The 1422-nt window shown below is 72.1% G+C and carries 2 protein-coding genes; both read right to left on the reverse strand.

From position 1 onward, the window contains the following. The coding region (locus tag IE312_RS13880; RefSeq protein ID WP_229899698.1) for a response regulator transcription factor at positions 1-542 on the reverse strand (542 nt) is incomplete at its 3' end. A 112-nt stretch (positions 543-654) separates the two neighbouring features. After that, positions 655-1332: a spermine/spermidine synthase domain-containing protein gene (locus IE312_RS13885; protein ID WP_189981586.1), complete on the reverse strand. Its 678-nt coding sequence runs from the start codon at positions 1330-1332 to the stop codon at positions 655-657. Positions 1333-1422 lie beyond the last annotated feature (90 nt).

A 1422-nucleotide genomic window follows, 5' to 3' on the forward strand; every position in this document is an offset into this window, starting at 1 on the left:
TCGAACTCGGTGGGCGTCAGGTGGACGTCCTCGGACTTCACCCGCACCCTGCGCTGCGCGTGGTCGATCTCCAGCTCGCCGAGGCGCAGGATGCCGGAGCGGGGCGTGGCGGCGGCGATCGTGGCCCGCTCCACCCGGCGCAGCAGCACGTGCACGCGTGCCGCCAGCTCCCGCATCGAGAACGGCTTGGTCATGTAGTCGTCGGCCCCGACGCCGAGTCCGACCAGCATGTCCGTCTCGTCGTCCCGGGCGGTGAGCATCAGCACCGGCACCGGCCGCTGCGCCTGCACGCGCCGGCACACCTCGAGCCCGTCGAAGCCGGGCAGCATGATGTCGAGGATCAGCAGGTCGGGCTGCCAGGCCTCGGCCGTGTCCACCGCGGCCGGACCGTCGCCGGCCGTTTGCACCAGGAACCCCTCGGCACGGAGCCGGGCCGCGATGGCGTCGACGATCGTGGGGTCGTCCTCGACGACCAGCACCCGGCGCTGTGCGCCCGGGGTGGTCGTCGCCGCGCCGCTCTGGGAGGTGTGTGTCTGCTCCATCGCCCGCCCCTGTTGTTGCTTTCCGGAATCAGTGGGGTGATCCCATGTCTGCGTTTGACGCTTGAATGATCCGCGTCAGGGCAGCACATTACGGGGACTCCCCGCGCTGTCGCTATCCAGGTCGGACGCCGAGGTGGACGGCGTCCGGAACGCCCCGGGCAACGGGGACCTCTTCGGTACGCACCTGCCGGAACCCGGCATTCCGCAAGCTTCCTTCAAATTCCGGAGAGGGCTCGGCCGACCACACCGCGAGCACCCCGCCGGGCCTCAACACCCGTGCGCAGGCGGCGAGTCCGGCCGGTGCGTAGAGGCTGCCGTTGTCCTCCGTGACGGTCCAGCCGGGGCCGTTGTCGATGTCGAGGCACAGCGCGTCGAACGTGTCCGATGTCTCATTGACGTACGTCACGAGATCCGCTTCCACGACCGAGGTCCGCGGATCGGCGAGCGCGCCCGCCGACACCTCGGCCAGCGGGCCGTCCCGGTGCCAGTCGATGACGGCGGGCTCCCGCTCCACCACGGTGATCCGCCCCCAGCGGGGGTCGGCGGCCGCGTGTGCGAGCGAGAACCCCACGCCCAGCCCGCCGAGCAGCAGTCCGGGAGCCGGGCGGCCGTCCAGCGCGGCGCGGGCCGCGTCGACCAGCAGCCGCTCCGAGCGGCCGTCGGAGGTGTCCATCAGGAAGCAGCCGTTGGCGATGATCTGCAGCAGTGCGCCGTGCCGGCGCAGCACCACCTCGCCGTACGGGCCGTCGCGCCGGTCCAGGACCACGGGAGTGTCGTACACGGCAGTCATGGGCCCATCCTGCTGGAACCCGGCCCCGGCCACACGGGAATTACGGGTGACGCCCCACGGACGGGTGGTGCGGGCCGGCCGGGGCGCGGC

This window comes from Streptomyces capoamus, from assembly GCF_014654935.1.
Lineage (GTDB): Bacteria > Actinomycetota > Actinomycetes > Streptomycetales > Streptomycetaceae > Streptomyces > Streptomyces capoamus.